Origin of the sequence: Paracoccus acridae (genome assembly GCF_014642735.1) — a bacterium.
Lineage (GTDB): Bacteria > Pseudomonadota > Alphaproteobacteria > Rhodobacterales > Rhodobacteraceae > Paracoccus > Paracoccus acridae.
In genome coordinates this window covers 20254-38001 of record NZ_BMIV01000011.1, presented here as the reverse complement: position 1 = coordinate 38001, position 17748 = coordinate 20254, and the positions used below count along the sequence as shown (strand labels likewise).

Annotated in this window: 18 protein-coding genes, 1 pseudogene and 1 riboswitch; of the genes and pseudogenes, 15 read left to right on the top strand and 4 right to left on the bottom strand. The window is 64.4% G+C overall.

Going from position 1 to position 17748, the window contains the following annotated elements:
• Genes IEX25_RS14560 through cobA form a run of 4 tightly spaced genes read left to right on the top strand, consistent with a single transcriptional unit; the run spans position 1 to position 3180 of the window.
• Complete coding sequence (locus IEX25_RS14560; protein WP_229665270.1) at positions 1-363, top strand: cobalamin biosynthesis protein; 363 nt, start codon at positions 1-3, stop codon at positions 361-363.
• A complete protein-coding gene (gene cobM, locus IEX25_RS14555) occupies positions 360-1133 on the top strand; it encodes a precorrin-4 C(11)-methyltransferase (RefSeq protein ID WP_103174287.1) in 774 nt (257 codons plus the stop codon). The genes IEX25_RS14560 and cobM overlap by 4 nt, the downstream gene beginning before the upstream one ends.
• Positions 1130-2437 (top strand): cobyrinic acid a,c-diamide synthase CobB, encoded by a 1308-nt coding sequence (locus tag IEX25_RS14550; RefSeq protein ID WP_103174286.1) that lies wholly within the window; start codon positions 1130-1132, stop codon positions 2435-2437. The genes cobM and IEX25_RS14550 overlap by 4 nt, the downstream gene beginning before the upstream one ends.
• Entirely contained in the window at positions 2434-3180 is a 747-nt protein-coding gene (gene cobA / locus IEX25_RS14545; RefSeq protein ID WP_103174285.1) for a uroporphyrinogen-III C-methyltransferase, read from the top strand. Before IEX25_RS14550 ends, cobA begins: the two co-directional genes overlap by 4 nt.
• On the opposite strand, the gene cobF is transcribed toward cobA, so the two are convergent.
• Positions 3138-3905 carry a precorrin-6A synthase (deacetylating) gene (cobF, locus tag IEX25_RS14540; RefSeq protein WP_103174284.1) on the bottom strand — a complete coding sequence of 256 codons (768 nt, stop codon included), beginning with the start codon at positions 3903-3905 and terminating at the stop codon, positions 3138-3140. The genes cobA and cobF overlap by 43 nt on opposite strands.
• Before the next feature lie 124 nt (positions 3906-4029).
• Positions 4030-4228, top strand: a riboswitch (cobalamin riboswitch).
• A 119-nt stretch (positions 4229-4347) separates the two neighbouring features.
• On the opposite strand from cobF, the gene IEX25_RS14535 reads away from it, so the two are divergent.
• The 10 genes and pseudogenes from IEX25_RS14535 to choX all read left to right on the top strand — a co-directional run bounded on the left by IEX25_RS14535 (position 4348) and on the right by choX (position 13014).
• Positions 4348-4491 (top strand): hypothetical protein, encoded by a 144-nt coding sequence (locus IEX25_RS14535; protein WP_229665268.1) that lies wholly within the window; start codon positions 4348-4350, stop codon positions 4489-4491.
• Positions 4492-4533: 42 nt separating this feature from the next.
• Positions 4534-5037, top strand: coding sequence for a bifunctional adenosylcobinamide kinase/adenosylcobinamide-phosphate guanylyltransferase (gene cobU, locus IEX25_RS14530; protein ID WP_103174311.1), 504 nt, complete (start codon positions 4534-4536; stop codon positions 5035-5037).
• Entirely contained in the window at positions 5034-6041 is a 1008-nt protein-coding gene (gene cobT / locus IEX25_RS14525) for a nicotinate-nucleotide--dimethylbenzimidazole phosphoribosyltransferase (protein WP_103174283.1), read from the top strand. Before cobU ends, cobT begins: the two co-directional genes overlap by 4 nt.
• Positions 6038-6775 carry an adenosylcobinamide-GDP ribazoletransferase gene (locus IEX25_RS14520; protein WP_103174282.1) on the top strand — a complete coding sequence of 246 codons (738 nt, stop codon included), beginning with the start codon at positions 6038-6040 and terminating at the stop codon, positions 6773-6775. The genes cobT and IEX25_RS14520 overlap by 4 nt, the downstream gene beginning before the upstream one ends.
• Positions 6776-6810: 35 nt before the next feature.
• Positions 6811-7386 (top strand): histidine phosphatase family protein, encoded by a 576-nt coding sequence (locus tag IEX25_RS14515; RefSeq protein WP_229665266.1) that lies wholly within the window; start codon positions 6811-6813, stop codon positions 7384-7386.
• Positions 7383-8156, top strand: a complete 774-nt coding sequence (locus IEX25_RS14510) for a propanediol utilization protein (protein ID WP_188715848.1) — start codon at positions 7383-7385, stop codon at positions 8154-8156. Before IEX25_RS14515 ends, IEX25_RS14510 begins: the two co-directional genes overlap by 4 nt.
• Positions 8146-9105 carry an adenosylcobinamide-phosphate synthase CbiB gene (gene cbiB, locus IEX25_RS14505; protein WP_229665265.1) on the top strand — a complete coding sequence of 320 codons (960 nt, stop codon included), beginning with the start codon at positions 8146-8148 and terminating at the stop codon, positions 9103-9105. Before IEX25_RS14510 ends, cbiB begins: the two co-directional genes overlap by 11 nt.
• Positions 9105-10055 (top strand): threonine-phosphate decarboxylase, encoded by a 951-nt coding sequence (locus tag IEX25_RS14500; RefSeq protein WP_103174279.1) that lies wholly within the window; start codon positions 9105-9107, stop codon positions 10053-10055. Before cbiB ends, IEX25_RS14500 begins: the two co-directional genes overlap by 1 nt.
• Positions 10056-10322: 267 nt before the next feature.
• Positions 10323-11701: pseudogene (locus tag IEX25_RS14495) on the top strand (ISNCY family transposase).
• Positions 11702-12078: 377 nt separating this feature from the next.
• Positions 12079-13014: a choline ABC transporter substrate-binding protein gene (gene choX / locus IEX25_RS14490; protein WP_103174441.1), complete on the top strand. Its 936-nt coding sequence runs from the start codon at positions 12079-12081 to the stop codon at positions 13012-13014.
• On the opposite strand, the gene IEX25_RS14485 is transcribed toward choX, so the two are convergent.
• The 3 genes from IEX25_RS14485 to bcoG are packed head-to-tail and all read right to left on the bottom strand — an operon-like array spanning position 13003 to position 16374.
• Positions 13003-13971: a GlxA family transcriptional regulator gene (locus IEX25_RS14485; RefSeq protein ID WP_103174443.1), complete on the bottom strand. Its 969-nt coding sequence runs from the start codon at positions 13969-13971 to the stop codon at positions 13003-13005. The two genes, choX and IEX25_RS14485, sit on opposite strands and share 12 nt — an antisense overlap.
• A 49-nt stretch (positions 13972-14020) precedes the next feature.
• Positions 14021-15454 (bottom strand): carnitine 3-dehydrogenase, encoded by a 1434-nt coding sequence (locus IEX25_RS14480; RefSeq protein WP_103174440.1) that lies wholly within the window; start codon positions 15452-15454, stop codon positions 14021-14023.
• Positions 15451-16374, bottom strand: a complete 924-nt coding sequence (gene bcoG, locus IEX25_RS14475; protein WP_103174439.1) for a 3-dehydrocarnitine:acetyl-CoA trimethylamine transferase BcoG — start codon at positions 16372-16374, stop codon at positions 15451-15453. Before bcoG ends, IEX25_RS14480 begins: the two co-directional genes overlap by 4 nt.
• A gap of 101 nt (positions 16375-16475) precedes the next feature.
• Between bcoG and IEX25_RS14470 the strand changes: the two genes are divergently transcribed.
• Entirely contained in the window at positions 16476-17411 is a 936-nt protein-coding gene (locus tag IEX25_RS14470) for a GlxA family transcriptional regulator (protein WP_103174438.1), read from the top strand.
• The last annotated feature ends 337 nt before the right edge of the window (positions 17412-17748 follow it).

Sequence of the window (17748 nt, the reverse complement as noted above, 5' to 3'; positions counted from 1 at the left end):
GTGGTCGGACTTGGTCTGCGTGCAGCAGCCACCCCTGAAGGCGTGCAGGACCTGTTCCGGCAGTTGCAGGTCATGCCCCCGCTGACGCTTGCCGTGCCTGCCTTTCGGCAAGCCCATCCTCTCGTGGCAGGCCTGCAGGCGGCCGGCTTCAGGCTCGTCCTGATCCCCGAGGAGATGCTGCTGGGCGTCAGCACTCCTACCCGCAGTCCTCGCATCCTGGCTCGCTTCGGGACCGGCAGCCTTGCCGAGGCTTGCGCCATTATCGCTGCCGGCCCCGGTGCGCGCCTTGTCGAGCCGCGTGTGATTTCGGCCGACGGATGCGTCACTGCCGCCCTTGCCCAGTCCGAAAGGCCCGTTCCATGACCGTTCACTTCATCGGCGCAGGCCCCGGCGCGCCTGACCTTCTTACCCTGCGGGGGCGGGACCTGATCGCGGCCTCGCCCGTCTGTCTTTACGCCGGTTCCCTGATCCCCGAGGAGATGCTGCGGCACTGCCCCCAGGGGGCGCGGATCATCAACACCGCGTCCATGAGCCTCGACGGCATCATGGCCGAGATTGCCGCCGCCCACGCCCAGGCCTTGGACGTGGCGCGCCTGCACTCGGGCGACCTGTCGGTCTGGTCTGCCATGGGCGAGCAGTTGCGCCGACTGCGGGAGCTTGGCATCCCCTATGACATCACGCCGGGCGTCCCTTCCTTCGCGGCAGGCGCCGCCGCCCTGGGGGCGGAACTGACCCTGCCGGGCATTGCCCAGAGCGTGGTGCTGACCCGGATCTCTGGCCGCGCCTCGCCTATGCCCCCGACCGAGACGCTGGCCACCTTCGGAGCCACGGGTGCGACACTGGCCATCCATCTTTCCATCCACCGGCTGGAGGAGGTCGCCGCTGAACTCGGTGCGTATTATGGCGTCGACTGTCCTGCCGCCGTTGTCTGGCGGGCGAGCTGGCCGGACCAGCGGATTGTGCGGGGAACGCTCCGCTCCATCGCCGCCGACGTGGGCGAGACGATGGAGCGGACTGCCCTGATCCTCGTGGGTCGCGCTTTGGCGGCTGAAGGCTTCCACGAGAGCCGGCTCTACGCCGCCGATTATGACCGCCGTTTCCGTGCGGGCCGTGCCGATGCGGTTAAGGGATGAGCCGGGCCACGATCCCCGGGCTGATCGTCTCGGCCCCCCGCTCGGGCGCGGGCAAGACCACAGTGATGCTGGGCTTGCTGCGCTGTCTTGCCGAGGACGGGGTGAAGGTTCGCCCCTACAAGTGCGGTCCCGACTATATCGACCCCGCCTTCCATCGCGCCGCCTGCGGCGAGGATTCCCGCAATCTCGACAGTTGGGCGATGGACCCAGGGTTGCTGGCCGACCAGCTGGGGCTGCCGGGCGAGATGGCGGTCGCCGAGGGTTCGATGGGGCTGTTTGACGGGGTGGCCCGGGCAGGGGCCACGGGCAATGGATCAACGGCGGATATCGCCGCGGTGACAGGCTGGCCGGTGGTGGTGGTCATGGACGTGTCCGGCCATGCCCAAACCGTCGCGGCGCTGTCGCTGGGACTGCGGCATTTCCGCCAGGACGTGCAGGTCGCAGGTGTCATCCTCAACCGGGTCGCCTCGCCTCGGCACGAACGGCTGTGCCGTTTGGCCCTGGACAACGCCGGCATACCGGTATTCGGGGCGTTGCCTCGACGTGGCGATCTGACGCTGCCCGAACGTCACCTCGGGCTTGTCCAGGCGGTCGAGCATCCGGACCTTGATGCGGCGATCGCCGGCTATGCCGGCTTCCTGCGCGCGCATGTCGATCTTGTGGCTCTTCGCACACTGGTGGCAGGCGGCAAACCCCTGCAGCCGCCAAGACGCATCCGCCCCCCAGCCCAGCGGATCGCCCTTGCGCGCGACGAGGCGTTTTCGTTTGCCTATCCCCATCTTGTCGCTGCCTGGCAGGACGCGGGGGCCGAGATCCTGCCATTTTCTCCGTTGGCCAACGAGCCCCCACCGGATGCCGATTGCTGCTGGCTGCCGGGGGGCTATCCGGAGCTTCACGCGAGCCGCCTGGCCGGGGCGCAGGTCTTTCTTGCCGGCTTGAGACGGTTTGCGGAGAGCGGGCCGGTTCACGGGGAATGCGGCGGATACATGGTCCTGGGGGAAGCCCTGACGGATGAAGGGGGACAGATCCACCGGATGGCGGGGCTGCTGGGTCTGGAAACGAGCTATGCGAGCCGCCGAATGCACTTGGGATACCGACAGGCGAGGCTCCTTTCCCCCCTGCCAGGCCAGGGCCGCGGCCAGAGGCTGCTTGGCCATGAATTCCACTATTCCACCATCCTCGCGCAGCCCGATGCGCCCTTGGCCGAGGTCTTCGATGCGGAAGGCAATGCTGTCCCGGAAACAGGCTCTCGTCGGGGAAACGTCACCGGCACCTTCTTTCACCTGATCTCGGAGGCGTCATGAGAGCGGCGGGCTTTGTCAGCTTCGTGTCCTCGGGCCCAGGCGATCCCGAGCTTCTGACCGTCAAGGCCATGAAGCGCCTGCAGGCGGCTGAGGTCGTGCTTTACGATGACCTTTCCTCGGGGCCGATCCTCGAACTCGCCGCGAGGAACGCCGAGTTGATCCCGGTCGGCAAGCGCGCAGGCCGGGCTTCAGCCCGGCAGGATGACATCAACCGCCTGCTGGTGGTTCACGCGGCGGCGGGCGCCCGCGTGGTGCGGCTGAAATCCGGCGATGCGGGCATGTTCGGGCGTCTGGAGGAAGAGGTCGCGGCTCTTGACACCGCTACGATTGGCTACGAGGTCATTCCTGGCGTGACGGCTCCGGCTGCGGCCGCTGCAGCTGCGGGCATCCCGCTGACCCGGCGCCTGACCGCGCGACGGGTGCAGTTCGTGACCGGGCATGATGTTACCGGTGGTCTGCCTGGCGATCTGAACTGGGCCGCACTGGCCGACCCGCATGCGGTAACGGCCGTCTACATGGCGCGCGCCACCTTTCCGGCCTTTGCTGCCCATCTGATTGCGCATGGACTTCCGGCAGAAACTCCGGCGATCTTGGCGGCCGGCGTGTCCACCCCTGCGGAGGCGCTGCACCGGGCGACGATCGGCAAGCTGGTCGATCTTTGCCGCGCGAAGACGCGTTCGATAGCCCCAACGCTGATCCTCTACGGCGCGCTTGCGGAGGAAGTCTCGCGGCGCAGCAGGTAGATGTCCATGATCCAGCCCCGCCGTTCCCGTGTCTCGGCACGGGCCTCGACGATGCGCGGGCCGGCTTCTGACAGCGCCCCCTGGTCGAGGATTTCACCTTCCATGCCCAGATAGGCGCCCCACCAGATTGAGACCCCAGCCGGATCGAGCGTGGTGAACGAACATTCGCCGTCGAGCATGACCACAAGCGTATCGATGCCCTCGGGCCAGCCATGCTCGCGCAGGTGCCTGCCGGTGGTCACTAGGAACGGCTCGGCCAGGCGGTTGAGCGGGATGGCATGGGATGCGGCAAGCACCTGCAGCGACGTCAGGCCTGGCACGACCTTCAGCTCTAGCGGACAGGCCTTCCTGATCCGCTCGGCAACGCGCAGCGTGCTGTCGAACAAGGCCGGGTCACCCCAGACGAGCAGCACGATCTTCCGCGCTTCAGGATAAGGGGCCAGCGCATCAAGCCAGGCTTGCGCGATGGCATCATGCCAGAGTTTGACCCGGGTCTTGTAGTCGGGCACTGCGGGATCTCGCTCGGGCATGGCAAAGGACAGAACCCTGACGCCGTCATCCTCGACGCAACCGGCGACGATCGTGCGGCGCAGGTCCGCGAGCTCCTGCTTGCCTTCGCCCTTCTCGGGGATCAGCAGGAGGTCAGCCGCCCGGATCGCCTCGACCGCCTGCAGGGTCAGATGGTCCGGCTTGCCGGTCCCGATGCCGACGAGTGTCAGTTCCATGGCAAGGCTCCTCAGGGCTTCCGGCACGGCCTAGTGGGAAATGTCTCCCGCTTGCAAGAGCAGGGTCGCGCAGCACGCCTTGGGAGGGCTGCAGAGCAGCCTTGACAGCCGGAGCGTGCTCGGCGCAGAACGGACGCGTCGTGGTGCCGCGAGAGCGGCTTAATATGGGAACCGGGTGCGCCTCTTGCAGGCAAATCCCGGACTGCCCCCGCAACTGTAAGCGGTGAGCGACGGTCAATTTGCCACTGTGTCTTCGGGCATGGGAAGGCTGGCCGGAGCGATGATCCGCAAGTCAGGAGACCTGCCTCGACGATCACCCATCCGCGGCGCGGGGTGCGTCCGAGGAGCGGCAATTCCGCAGCGGTGACAATGAAACCGTCTGCGGGTGCATCCCCACAGGCAGATTGTCATGCGGCCCATCGGGCCAATCGGGGAGGGAACCATGCGGTTCTCGTCGCTATCCATTCTGGCCATCGCTGCGGTGGTGCCAGCCATGTCCACCAATGCCCAGGATCCGGTCATCTTGGACGAAATCATCATCTCGAGCTCAAGCCGATTGCGCGCCATCTTGCAAATGACGGTGTGATTGGCGGCGGCCAAGCCAGAAATACCACGGGATAGAATGTTCATGGGATCGATCATCCTTGTCACAGGTGGTGCCCGGTCAGGCAAGAGCGCGATCGCGGAGAGCCGGACACTCTCGCTTGGCGAGGCTGCGATCTATATCGCCACCGCGCAGCCCTTCGATTCAGAAATGGAAGATCGGATCGCCACCCATAAGGCGCGGCGAGGCGCGGCCTGGCGCACTCATGCGGAACCCCTGGATCTTTGCGCTGCGCTGTCGTTGACGGAGGGGGCTCCCCGTTTGGTCGACTGCCTGACCTTGTGGCTGTCGAACCTGATCCTGGCTGGGCGCGACTGGCGCCCCGAGGCTGCCCGGCTGGTCGAGACGCTTGGCGCGCAGGTTGCGCCCGTAGTGCTGGTCACCAACGAGGTCGGCGCGGGGATTGTGCCTGAGAACCGGCTTTCCCGGATCTTCCGGGACGCTGCGGGGACGCTGAACCAGCAGGTCGCGCAGGTCGCAGACGAGGTCATCCTGGCCGTGTGCGGCCTTCCCATGAAAGTGAAATGATGCAGCTGGAAACCCTGGCCCAGATCGTCGGTCTCGCCGACACCCTGCCCGTCGCCGACGAACCCACCCGCGCCGCCGCCGCGCGCCGCCAAGACAGCCTGACCAAGCCGCCCGGCTCGCTGGGCCGGCTTGAGGAGATCGCGCTGTTCATGGCTGCCTGGCAGGGAAATGACCGGCCAAGGATCGCCAAGGCGCAGGCGCTTGTCTTCGCCGGAAACCACGGGATCTGCGCTCAAGGGGTCAACCCCTTCCCGCAGGAGGTCACCGCGCAGATGGTGGCGAACTTCGAGGCAGGCGGTGCGGCGATCAACCAGTTTTGCCGGGTGAATGGCGCCGATCTGTCGGTGATCGCGCTGGACCTCGAGCGTCCGACCGCCGACTTCACCGCCGGCCCGGCCATGACCGACGCCGAGACGCTGGATGCCTTGAACCGTGGCGCGGCCGCCGTCGATCCGCAAGCCGACATCCTGACCTTGGGCGAGATGGGCATCGGCAACTCGACTATTTCCGCGGCGCTCTGTGCTGCGCTGTTCGGGGGCGAGGTCGCAGACTGGGTTGGCCGGGGTACCGGCTCGGACGACGACGGCGTTCGGCGCAAGATCGATGCGATCGCGCGCGGGCTTGCGCGCCATCCGGGCCTTGCCCCGCTTGAAACCCTTTCGACCCTCGGCGGCCGCGAGCAGGCGGCGATCTGCGGGGCGGTTCTTGCCGCACGCGCAGCCCGTATTCCGGTGATCCTGGATGGTTTTATCTGCACCGCCGCCGTTGCGCCCCTGTTCGCGGCGGACCGGCGGCTTCTCGATCATTGCCTGGTCGGCCATGTCTCGGTCGAGCCGGGACACAGGAAGCTGCTGTCGGCCATGGGCAGGACGGCCATCCTCGATTTCGACATGCGGCTTGGCGAGGGGACGGGGGCGGTGTTGGCCCTTGGCGTCGTGCGCTCGGCGCTGGCCTGCCACAATGGTATGGCCACGTTCGCCGACGCCGGGATCAGCGGTGCATGAGGCAGCGCCTTGCCGAGATGCAGCTAGCGGTCATCCTGCTGACGCGCGTGCCGTTCGGACGCCTGCGCGACCCCGTCCCTAGGCTGGACGCGGCGGCCTGGGCATTTCCCCTGGCCGGCCTGCCGGTCGGTCTTATTGCAGCCGGGGTGATGGTGGCGGCTCTGGCGCTTGGGCTGTCCCCACCGGTCGCGGGCGGGCTTGCGCTTGCCGCCCAGGTTATCACGACCGGGGCGCTGCACGAGGACGGGTTCGCCGATCTCTGCGACGGCTTCTGGGGCGGCACCACGCGCGAGCGGCGGCTTGAGATCATGCGGGACAGCCGGATAGGCAGCTATGGGGCGGTCGGGCTGATCCTGTCGCTCGGGCTGCGTTGGCTGGGACTGGCGACGCTTGCCGAGCTTGAGGCCATCGGTGCTCTGATCGCCGTTGCGATGGCCAGCCGCGTGGCGCCGGCCGCGCTTATGGCATGGCTGCCGGCCGCACGCCCGGACGGGCTTGGAGCGCAGGGCAAGGGCGTTGGGACTGCAAGCGTTATCCTGGCAGCCCTGCTGGGGGGATTGCCAATGCTGCTTCTGCCGCAGGGCTGGACCGCGCTTGGCGTTGCGGCCTTTGCGGTAGCGACGTTGGCTGTGATCGCCTGGAGGAAGCTCCGCGGACAGACCGGCGATGTGCTGGGGGCAGGCCAGCAGGTCGCCGAGGCGGCGATGCTGCTCACGCTCGGCGCCCATGCGTGAACAGGACAATGAAACTGACGGGAGAGCCGTGGGCAGTGTCTGAACTTCGCCATGCCGAGATGTTCCTGATCCGCCATGCTCCGGTGGCAGGGGCCGGGCGCCTTGTCGGCCGCCTTGACCTGCCGGCGGATCTGTCGAACCAAGCGGGCTTTTCGGCATTGGCGGCCCGTATTCCGGAAGGCGCAATGCTGACCAGCTCGCCGGCCCGGCGCTGTCTGATGACCGCCGAGGCGTTGATGCCGGGACTGGCCGTGAGGACGAACGAAAGGTTGTGGGAGCAGGACTTCGGGGAATGGGAAGGCTTGGACCATACAGCAATCCCCGACCTTGGCACCCTGGCCCCCGAGGCTCTGGCCGATCACCGCCCCCCACAGGGCGAGAGCTTTCGGGACCTTTGCGCCCGGACAACCCCCGCCCTTCTGGATCTTGCCCGCGCAGGGGGCACACAGATCGTCATTGCCCATGCAGGCACCGTTCGGGCGGCGCTTGCCCTTGCCGTTGGGTCAGTTGCCGGCGCCCTTTCGTTCCATGTGGCGCCCCTGTCGCTGACCCGGTTCTACGTCGGACCGCACGGCCACTGGTCCGTTGCCGAGGTCAATTGGCAGCCATGAGGACCGTCAGCATCCGCGGCCATTTCGGGGAATATGTGCAGGGCAGGCTGGGGCCGAACGGCGCGCTCGGCCTGATCACGGTTCCCTGCTCGAGGACCGGACTGCGGGCGGAACTCCGCTACAGGGGCGGGCAGGAGGCCAATCCACTTTCCGGATTCCTGCGGGCCTTAGGGCTTGCCGGACAGGGAGAGGTGGTCGTCTCGACACTATCCCCTCCAGGGGCCGGCACAGGCATCTCGACCGCCCGGCTGGTCGCGGCGGCCCTGCTTCATGGCTGGCAGGGGCCGGCAGGGCGCCTCATGGCGGCCTGCGTGGCTGAAGAAGGGGCTTCGGATCCGCTTGCCTTCACCCATCCCGAACGACTGCTCTGGGCCTCCCGCGAGGGCCGCATCCTGCAGCAACTGCCTGCACTACCTGCCCACGAGATCGTCGGTGGCTATTTCGGTCTGCCCCGTTCCACCGATCCCGCCGACATGGATTTTCCGGATGTCTCGGATATCGTCGCGGACTGGGAGCGAGCCAACAGGCTGCACACCTTTGCCGAGCTAGCCTCTGAAAGCGCCCGGCGCTGCCTGAGGATGCGGGGACCGGCGGGCGATCCAACGGAAGGACTGGCCCGCCACCTTGGGGCGGCGGGTTTTCTTATGGCGCATACCGGCTCAGCCCGCGGCCTGATCTTCCCGAAGGGCGAGGTTCCGCCTGACGCGGCCTCTGCGCTCGAGGCTGCCGGGGTTGTCGGCATTCTGAAGTTCGGCAGTGATGATCGCTGAGTTCCCCGCGATGATGCTGGTGGCGCTTGCCCTTGACCGGCTGATCGGCTGGCCGGACTGGCTTTATGCGCGGATCGGCCATCCGGTGACATGGGCGGGGCGGCTGATCGTCTCGCTTGACGCAAGGCTGAACCAGTCCGCTCTGCCCCAGAAACCGATGGGGGTGCTGGCCCTGATCCTCTGCATCGGCGCAGCCCTTCTGCCCTCTGCCGTCGCGCAAGCCCTGCTTTCCGGCAATGTCCTGAACATTCTGGTGGGCGGCTGTCTTGCCTGGCCCCTGGTCGCGATGCGCTCCCTGCAGGAGCACGTCGCGGCGGTTACAATGCCGCTGGTTGCGGGGGAACTGCCTGCCGCACGGCACGCCGTGTCGATGATCGTCGGACGCAATCCCGATGCTCTGGACGAGGCTGGCGTCGCCCGTGCCGCGCTTGAAAGCCTGGCCGAGAACAGCTCGGACGGCATCGTCGCACCGGTCTTCTGGGGCGCGATGGCCGGGCTGCCGGGCATAGCAGTTTACAAGATGATCAACACGCTGGATTCGATGATCGGCCATCGCAGTCCGCGCTATCTGCAGTTCGGCTGGGCTTCGGCCCGACTGGACGACCTGGTCAACCTGATCCCTGCACGGGCTACCGGAGCGCTGTTCGCCTTGGCCTGTGGCAATCCCCTCCGCGCAGGCCGGGTCATGATGCGTGACGCAAGCCGGCACCGTTCGCCGAATGCCGGCTGGCCCGAGGGTGCTATGGCCGGAGCACTGGGCGTTCGGCTGTCCGGCCCCCGGATCTACGACGGCCATGTCGCCCCTGAGCCTTGGCTCAACGAGGGGGCGCCGGATCCTTCGCCTGCCTCGGTGACGCTGGGGCTCGGGCTCTACAGGCGGGCCATGCTTCTGCTGGCAGCTGGACTGATGCTCTGGTCGCTGCTTCCCATCATCACCGGAGCATCCTGATGCGCGACCATGGCGGAAACCTTGACGAAGCACAGGCAAGATGGGGGCAGGGGGACTGGGTCGACCTTTCCACCGGTATCAACCGCCAGCCCTACCCGGTGTCCCGAGTTTCCCCTGGGGCATGGACCAACCTGCCCACGGCAAGCGCGATGGCCGCCCTCATGGAGGCCGCCGCCACGGCCTTCGGCACCGCCGCCCCGGGGCTGGCGATGGCAGGCGCGCAGGCGGCGGTCCAGATGATCCCCTTGCTGGAAAGGCCCGGCCTCGCCCGCGTGCTCGCCCCGACCTATAACGAGCACGCGGCCTGCCTGCGGCAGGCGGGCTGGCATGTCGAGGAGGTGGCTCGGCTGGAAGACCTGTCCGGCGCCGATCTTGCCGTCGTCGTAAATCCCAACAACCCGGACGGACGGATCTGCCGCAAGGAGAGCCTCCTCACCCTGTCGGTCGGAAGGCTGGTCGTCGATGAAAGCTTCGTGGATCCGGACCCGGCGGAAAGCCTTGTGGCCAAAGCTTCCGACCGTCTGCTGGTTCTGCGGTCGTTCGGCAAGTTCTGGGGGCTTGCCGGGCTGCGGCTTGGCTTTGTTTACGGGGGCGCAGATGTGATCCGGCGAATGTCCGCGCTCGCTGGCCCTTGGCCGGTCTCAGGTCCTGCGCTCGAAATCGGACGCATGGCGCTTGGTGACCGGGACTGGCGTGACAGGACTGTCAGGCGTCTTTCCGGTGAAGCCGAAAGGCTCGATCGCCTGGCTGCAAGCGCCGGTTGGATCCAAGCCGGCGGCACCCTTCTGTTCCGCCTTTATGACACCCCCAATGCGCAACAGGCGCAGGACGCCCTCGCCTGCCACTACATCTGGACGCGCCGCTTTTCATATTCCGAAAGATGGCTCCGCCTGGGGCTGCCGGGAAACGAAGGCGAATGGCAGCGGGTGGCCGCAGCTCTGGGCACCTGATGCCGATGACGCGCACTTGCCGTAGTGGTTGGCCAGGATGTCGTTCTGCTGCAAGATGGGATAGTAATCGGGCTGGTGTGATGCCCTGTATGGATATCTTGACGACCCCGGAGTCTTTGGGGACTGAAAGAATACTCCATAACACCCGATATGGCTGGTGGGTCATGTAGAGACCATTTGGAATTGTCGCGAACTGGCAAAGTTGATTTGTCGCCCTTGCCCTGCTGCCGGAGCCTTGCGCGCAGGATGTGACACAAGGGCATCGGCATGGGACTTCTCCTGATCAGCGAACGCGAGCTTCAGCGGATCGAGGTTGTGGCGCAGGTTCTGGACGGCAGCTTGCGGTCAGCGACAGCTGCCAGTCTGCTTGGCCTCAGTCAGCGGCAGGTGCAACGCCTGCTCGGCAAGGTGCGGGACAAGGCGCCATGTTGGTACGCCACAGGCTGCGCGGCCGACCCTCGAACAACCGCAGCAGCGCTCTCAAGCGCGACTACATCCTGTCCCTGATCCGCAGCGATTATCCCGACTTCAGCCCGACTCTGGCGGCCGAGAGTTTGGCCGAGCGGCATGGCATCCGCGTCTCATCCAAGAGCCTGCGGCAATGGATGATGGCGGCTAGGCTTTGGCACAGTCGTGCGCAGCGGTGGGGCATCCACCAGCCCCGGCTGCGCCGGCAAGCTCTTGGCGAGTTGATCCGGATCGACGGCTCGGATCATCGCTGGTTTGAAGATCGCGGACCGGCCTGCACGCTGCTGGTGTTCATCGATGATGCCACCGGCAAGCTGATGCAGATGCGCTTTGTCCCGTCGGAGACCACCGAAGCCTATTTCATGGTCGTGGAAGACTATCTGAGGGATTACGGCCGCCCGGTTGCCTTTTACTCCGACAAGTACAGCCTCTTTCGCATCAACCGTCCCGAGGTCCGCAACGGGCATGCCATGACGCAGTTCGGCCGCGCTCTGGCGGAACTGACCATCGAGATCCTCTGTGCCAACTCTTCGCAGGCCAAGGGCCGCGTGGAGCGGGCCAATCGCACCCTGCAGGGTCCTCTGGTCAAGGAACTGCGCCTTGCCGGCATCAGCGACATGGCGGGCAATGCCTTTCTGCCGGGTTTCATGGTGCGTCACAACGAACGCTTCGCCTGTCTTCCTGCCCACTCGGATGACCGGCACCGGCCGCTGAATGTGCCGGCATCGCGGCTCCGCGAGAGCCTCTGCATCCGCGATCAGCGCCGGCTCAGCGGCAACCTGGTGATCCATTACGAGCGCAGGAAGTTCATTCTGAATGACAGTGAGCACGCCCGCAGCGCCATCGGCCAGTATGTCGAGACCTATGCCCTTGCAGACCGGCCGCTCGAGATCCGCTGGAAGGGCTTGTTGCTGCCCTACCGGGTGTTTGACCCCAGCCAGCAGCGGGTGACCCACGCCAGCATCACCGAGAACAAGCGCCTGGCCGAGGTGCTGTCCTACATCATGATCCAGCAACAGACCAAGCCGCCGCAGGTCGGACTCGTGGGCAAACAACGAGATCACTACACGCCGACAGGCAAGCGCGGTCGTGGTCGAAAGAGCTGGCTCGACAAACGCGCCGAACGACGCGCGGCAGAAGCTCAGGCTGCGCAAATCCTGCAACCACCTGCACAATGACGACGGGCCCACATAGCCCTCAGCCACGATAGCCGAAACCTGCAGACGGCGCGCTGTCGCCGGCCCCGTCCCTACGGCCCTTGTGCTGGAGAGCGGGCCGGGGCCGGATTATCGCTCCAAGCCCATGCGACATTTCTAAATGGCTCACGAGGCGACATTTTAACTTGGTGACAACATGTTCGTGTCGCAGTGGAAGCGGCGGATAGATTCCCGACCTTGGTGCCAGGTTTTCCAATGTTGTAAAGAAATGGAACCTTCAACATCGCTGCGCATAACGTAAAGAAGCCTGCGCAAATCGACAATCATATCCTGTTCTAGTCCCTATCTTCGTGGATAACTGGATCGCAAATTTATCATGAGCAACGAAGGGGAGTACTATGAAGAAGATTGCCGCGACACTTCTCGCAACCTTCGCATTCCTGCCGCAGGTTCAAGCGGCAGAACCCGAGCAGTGCCGAAGCCCCAGCTTTTCCGACGTCGGCTGGACCGACATTACTGCCACCACCTCGGCTGCAGGGTTGGTGCTTGAGGCATTAGGATACGAACCGGAGGTTCAAGTCCTGTCGGTTGCCGTGACCTTCGAGTCATTGAAGCAAGGTGATACGGACATCTTCTTGGGCAACTGGATGCCCTTGCAAGAACCGATCCAGAAGCCGCTGGTCGAGGCCGGTGATATCGAAGTTGTGCGCGCCAACCTTGAAGGCGCCTTGATCGGGTTCGCAGTTCCGGCCACCACGTATGAGGCTGGATTGAAGACCTATGCCGACATTTCCAAGTTCAAGGATCAGCTTGGCGGCAAGATTTATGGGATTGAGTCCGGCAGCAGTGCGAACACGACCATCCTGGAGACGATCCAGGACAACGGCTTCGAGTTGGGCGACTTCGAACTGGTCGAGTCGAGCGAGCAAGGCATGCTGGCCCAGGTCGAGCGCGCCATTCGGGCAGAGGACGACATCTTGTTCTTCGGCTGGCGTCCCCATCCGATGAATGTCCGCTATGACATCGAATACCTAACCGAAGGCAACGACATGTTCGGCCCCGAAGACGGTGCCGCGACCGTGCTGACGAACACGCGCAGGGGTTTGTCTGCGGAATGCCCGAACCTGGGCAAATTTCTGGCAAACCTCTCTTTCACTGTCGAGGCAGAGGATGTGATGATGTCCTATATCCTGGACGAGGGGATGGAGGGACGCGAAGCGGCCCACCGGTGGCTGAGGGAAAACCCGACTGTGCTGGAGGCCTGGCTTGATGGCGTGACCACGGTGGAGGGCGAACCCGGGCAGGCGACCGCCATGAACAAGCTAGGTCTGTGAACCTTTTCTGGCGGCAGACGGCGCCTGCCCGAACTGCCGCCGGAAGGATCGCGACAGCGAGGCGATCGAAGAAAAGCCTGTCCGCACTGCGATATCGGCCATGGGCAGCCGGGTATCGGTGACCAGCCGACGAGCCGCCTGCAAACGCAGCGACAAGTAATATGCCGCCGGAGAACACTGGACTAGCCGGCGAAACAGAACCTCGACCGTGCGGATCGAGCAGCCAATGCGTTCCGCGATGTCGTGGATTGTCAGCGGCGTGTCGATATGCTGCTCCATGATCCGGATCGACTGAGCCAGCCGTGGATCGATCCGGCTGTCGCGCCCCAACGACACCAGCGGCTGGGCGTCCGAGGGCAGCCGCACCTCGTCATAGACATAAAGGCTTGCAACGTTCAGGGCAGCACCAAAGCCTTGGCGGGCCCGGACGAGCGCCAGCATGAAGTCCAGGGCCGGTGCCGCGCCGCCAGTCGTGAAGACCGTGCCGTCCACCACCCACCGGTCGGGGATCACACGAACCTGTGGGAAGCGCGTGGCGAAGTCCTCCAGATCTTCCCAATGGGTCGTGGCTTTGCGCTCATCCAGAAGGCCAGCCATCGCCAACACCCAACTGCCTGCCTCGACGCCCCCGACCATATGCGCCCGACGCGCCGCCTGTCGGACCGCGGTCAGCACCGTGGCCGAGGCATGTCCGGTGACGTTGAAGGCGGCCACGACGATCAGGACGTCGCAACGGTCCTGGGGCGCGAAGCAGCCGTCCACCTGCAGCGTCAGGCCACAGCTGGTCGTAACGGAACAGCCGTCCATCGACACGACTTTCCAGCGATAGGGCCGCTGACCCGAAATCCGGTTCGCTGCCCGCATCGGATCAAGCGTGGCCGCTATGCTCATCAACGAAGCATCGGGCAGGACCAGGATCGTGACTGTCAGGGGCTGGCTAGATTGCTGGAAGAGCATGTCCTCACATTCCATGACATTACTGGCCCGCCTCCGTTCGGCTCATTCACTATGCCGGGTCAGTGGCGGGCTGACCGACAGACCGACCAGCCCCCTCGGCCTTTAGCCCCGCATGGGACGCCACCCAGCCAGACAAGCTTTCCAACACTGCCCCGTCAGGTTCGCTGCTGCGGCGGGTAGACAGGTCAGTATGGATCAGCATCGTCTCGACCGTGGCGGCAAGGGTGTCGTCGCCACGCCACAGACGGTGGAACAGATGCAGACGCTTGCCTTTCCCTGCCAACACCTGCGTGGTGATGGTCAGTCGGTCGCCCGCATGGATTTCATCGAGATAGCGGATATGGTTCTCGACCGTAAAATAGCTGCGACCCGAGGTGATATAGGTGGCGTCCACGCCGATCATCTCCATGAACCGGTCCGTCGCCAGCGACGCGGCTTCAAGATAGTGGGATTCGTTCATATGTCCGTTGTAGTCGGTCCAGCTGACGGGGACTTGGCGCGTTGCGGTCACAGGCAATCCATCGCGTTCGCCCATGTCGGCCAAGATTTCCTCATGCGCGCGGATCACTCCGCCGGCGCCGCTGCCCGTGCGCCGCAGCGCCCGGATCATGCCAACCACATTGTCGTCGCGCAGCCGTTCCAGGTCCCGGATCGACAAATGTCCCGACTGGGCGTCGGACTGCGATGCGATCAGGTCAACCAGGTCGTCGTTGAATTCAGGCACGTCCATCAGCTTCGTCCAGGGCCAGGACAGCGCAGGGCCGAACTGTGCCATGAAATGCGCCATGCCAGCCTCGCCCCCGGCAATCCGATAGGTCTCGAACAGACCCATCTGAGCCCAGCGGATGCCGAAGCCCATTCGGATCGATTCATCGATCTCCCCGGTCGTGGCGATGCCGTCCTTGACCAGCCAAAGCGCCTCGCGCCAAACGGCCTCCAGCAACCGGTCCGCGATATGGGCGTCGATTTCCTTGCGGACAGTCAAGGGATACATGCCAATGCCGCGCAGGATGTCAGCGGCCTGGGCGCACGTTGCCGAGTCGCCCACCAGTTCGACCAGAGGCAACAGATAGACCGGGTTGAACGGATGGGCCACGATGGCCCGGGTTCCAGGCGCGTTCAGCTCCGACGGCTTGAAGCCCGAAGTGGAGGAGCCAATCACTGCCTCTGGCTCGGCCGCCTGCTGAATTTCGGGGAGGATGCGATGCTTCAAAGCTAGGGTTTCAGGAACGCTTTCCTGGATCCACTCGGCGCCTGCCACAGCCTCGGCCAAATCAGTATGAAAGGTTAGCTTGCCTTCGGCCGGCAAGGCGCGGTCATACAGTGCGGGCAGGGCGCGGCGGGCATTGGCCAGCACCTCGCCGATCTTGCGTTCGGCCTGGGGATCGGGGTCGAAGACCGCGACGTCCCAGCCGTTGAGCAGAAAGCGTGCGGCCCAGCCACCGCCGATGACCCCGCTGCCGATGATGGCTGCCTTGCTCATTCCGCTGCTCCCTTTGGCGCGCGTTTCATGAGACCCAGCTTTTTGCGCGCTTCCTGAGGCCCTATGACGCGCCCACCCATGTTTTCAATTATTGTGGCGGCCCGTTCGACAAGTTGTGCGTTTGTGGCAAGCTGCCCCTTGCCCAGCCACAGGTTATCCTCCAAACCGACGCGCACATTACCGCCCGCCAGCACGGCCGCGGCGACATAGGGCATCTGATCACGGCCCAGGCTGAACGCCGACCAGCACCAGTCGTCGGGCACCGCATTCACCATTGCCATGAAGGTATTGAGGTCATTGGGCGCCCCCCACGGCACCCCCATGCAGAGTTGCACAAGGGCGGGCCTCGCTAGGGTGCCTTCGCGGACCAGCTCCTTGGCAAACCACAGGTGGCCGGTGTCGAAAGCCTCGATTTCCGGCTTCACGCCCAAGACCGTCATCATGCCGCCCATGGCCCGCAGCATTCCGGGGGTGTTGGTCATGACATAGTCGGCTTCGGCAAAGTTCATCGTTCCGCAATCCAGCGTGCAGATCTCCGGCAGACATTCGGCAATATGGGCCATGCGTTCGGTTGCACCGGCCATGTCAGTGCCTGCCGTGTTGACCGGAAAGGGCGCCTCCGTATGGCCGAAGACGATGTCGCCGCCCATGCCGGCGGTCAGGTTCAGCACAACATCCACATCGGCATCACGAATACGATCCGTAACCTCGCGATACAGATCCAACCGGCGCGACGGCTTGCCTGTTTCCGGATCGCGGACATGGCAGTGGACCACGGCCGCCCCCGCCTTTGCTGCCTCAATGGCGTTGTCGGCGATCTGCTTCGGACTGCGCGGGACATGTGGCGACCGGTCCTGTGTTGCCCCCGATCCAGTGACTGCGCAGGTAATAAAAACGTCCTTGTTCATGGCCAGCGGCATCGCAACCTTCCTCCATTCAGCAGGTCACAGGCTAGGACTTCCTTTCATCAGGCGATGGTCCTATTCCTTCATTAAGAAGTCCAAACCCGTCCAAATTTTTCATGCGCGCCGCTTTCTTGCTGTTCGAGGGATTCTCGAACATGGTCCTGTCCTGCCTGCTTGAACCCCTGCGGGCGGTTCGCGACCAGGGGCAGGAAAATCTGTGCTGGCTTGTGCTGACGGCGGATGGAAGCCCGGTGCGGTCATCGAGCGGGCTTCTAGTAGCGCCAGACGTTGCAGCCGGTGGAACCTTTGATTTGCTGATCGTGGTCTCAGGCTATGGCTTTCGCGAACATTGCAACGCCAGCGGTATGCATCGCATATCAGCGCTTTCCCGGCAAAGCAGAGTCATTGTCGGTGCCGACACAGGGACATGGCTCCTTGCTGCTGCGGGGCTGCTTTCAGGCCACTGCGCCACGATTCATTGGTCTGTGGTTCCTGAATTTGCCGAAGCCTTTCCCGATGTTCATGTGGACCCCAGACCCTTTGTCAGGAAGGGAAGGTTCTGGTCCTGCGGCGACGCCTCCGGAGCCTTGAGCCTGATCCTAGACTTGATCGAAGAGCGCTTCGGCAAGGGCAGCGCCTTCCTGGCATCGTCCATGTTTCTCCATGAGGGGGATCGTTCCGTAGCCGGCCTAAGGACACGGACGATCTTGCCCATCGCTAAGGCTTCAGCCCGTCTGCATCAGGTAACCGACCTGATGGTCGATATGATCGAGACGCCGGTGCCAATTGCGCAGATGGCTGCGCAGTCCGGCCTCTCGCTCAGCAGCATGGAGCGGCTATTCCGCACCGAGGCAGGAATGTCGCCCGGTCGTTACTTCCAGATGCTGCGCCTGACCCGGGCCCGCGATCTTGCTCGCAGCACGGATCTCGAGGTCCAGACCATCGCACTTCGCTGCGGCTATGCGAACGCGTCCGCCTTGGGGAGGGCATATAAAAGTGCCTTTGGCGGGCCGCTCCGACCGTTCGGACGCGGGCGCCGGAAAAAAACATGATATCTACGGGATTTGCAAAAACTGGTGCGCGTCCCGTCAATGTATTGCCCATGCTGACCTTATACTTTGGCAAGAGGTCAACCTTTGCCAACTTTGTCTTGCTGATCTATAGCACTGGGCGAGCGTTTCTGAGAGGAGCAACTGATTTAAGAAAATCATTTGCGCAGCGCTCCCCATTATCCCCCAGACGTAGGACAAGATCGAACGCTGGCACCAGACCCTCAAGAACCGCATCCTGCTCGAAAGATATTACCTGCAGGGCCCTCCAAACCAAAACCAGGCGGCCTGCTCCAAATTATTCGATACGGACAGGACGGCAGGGTGCTTTGGCGGACAT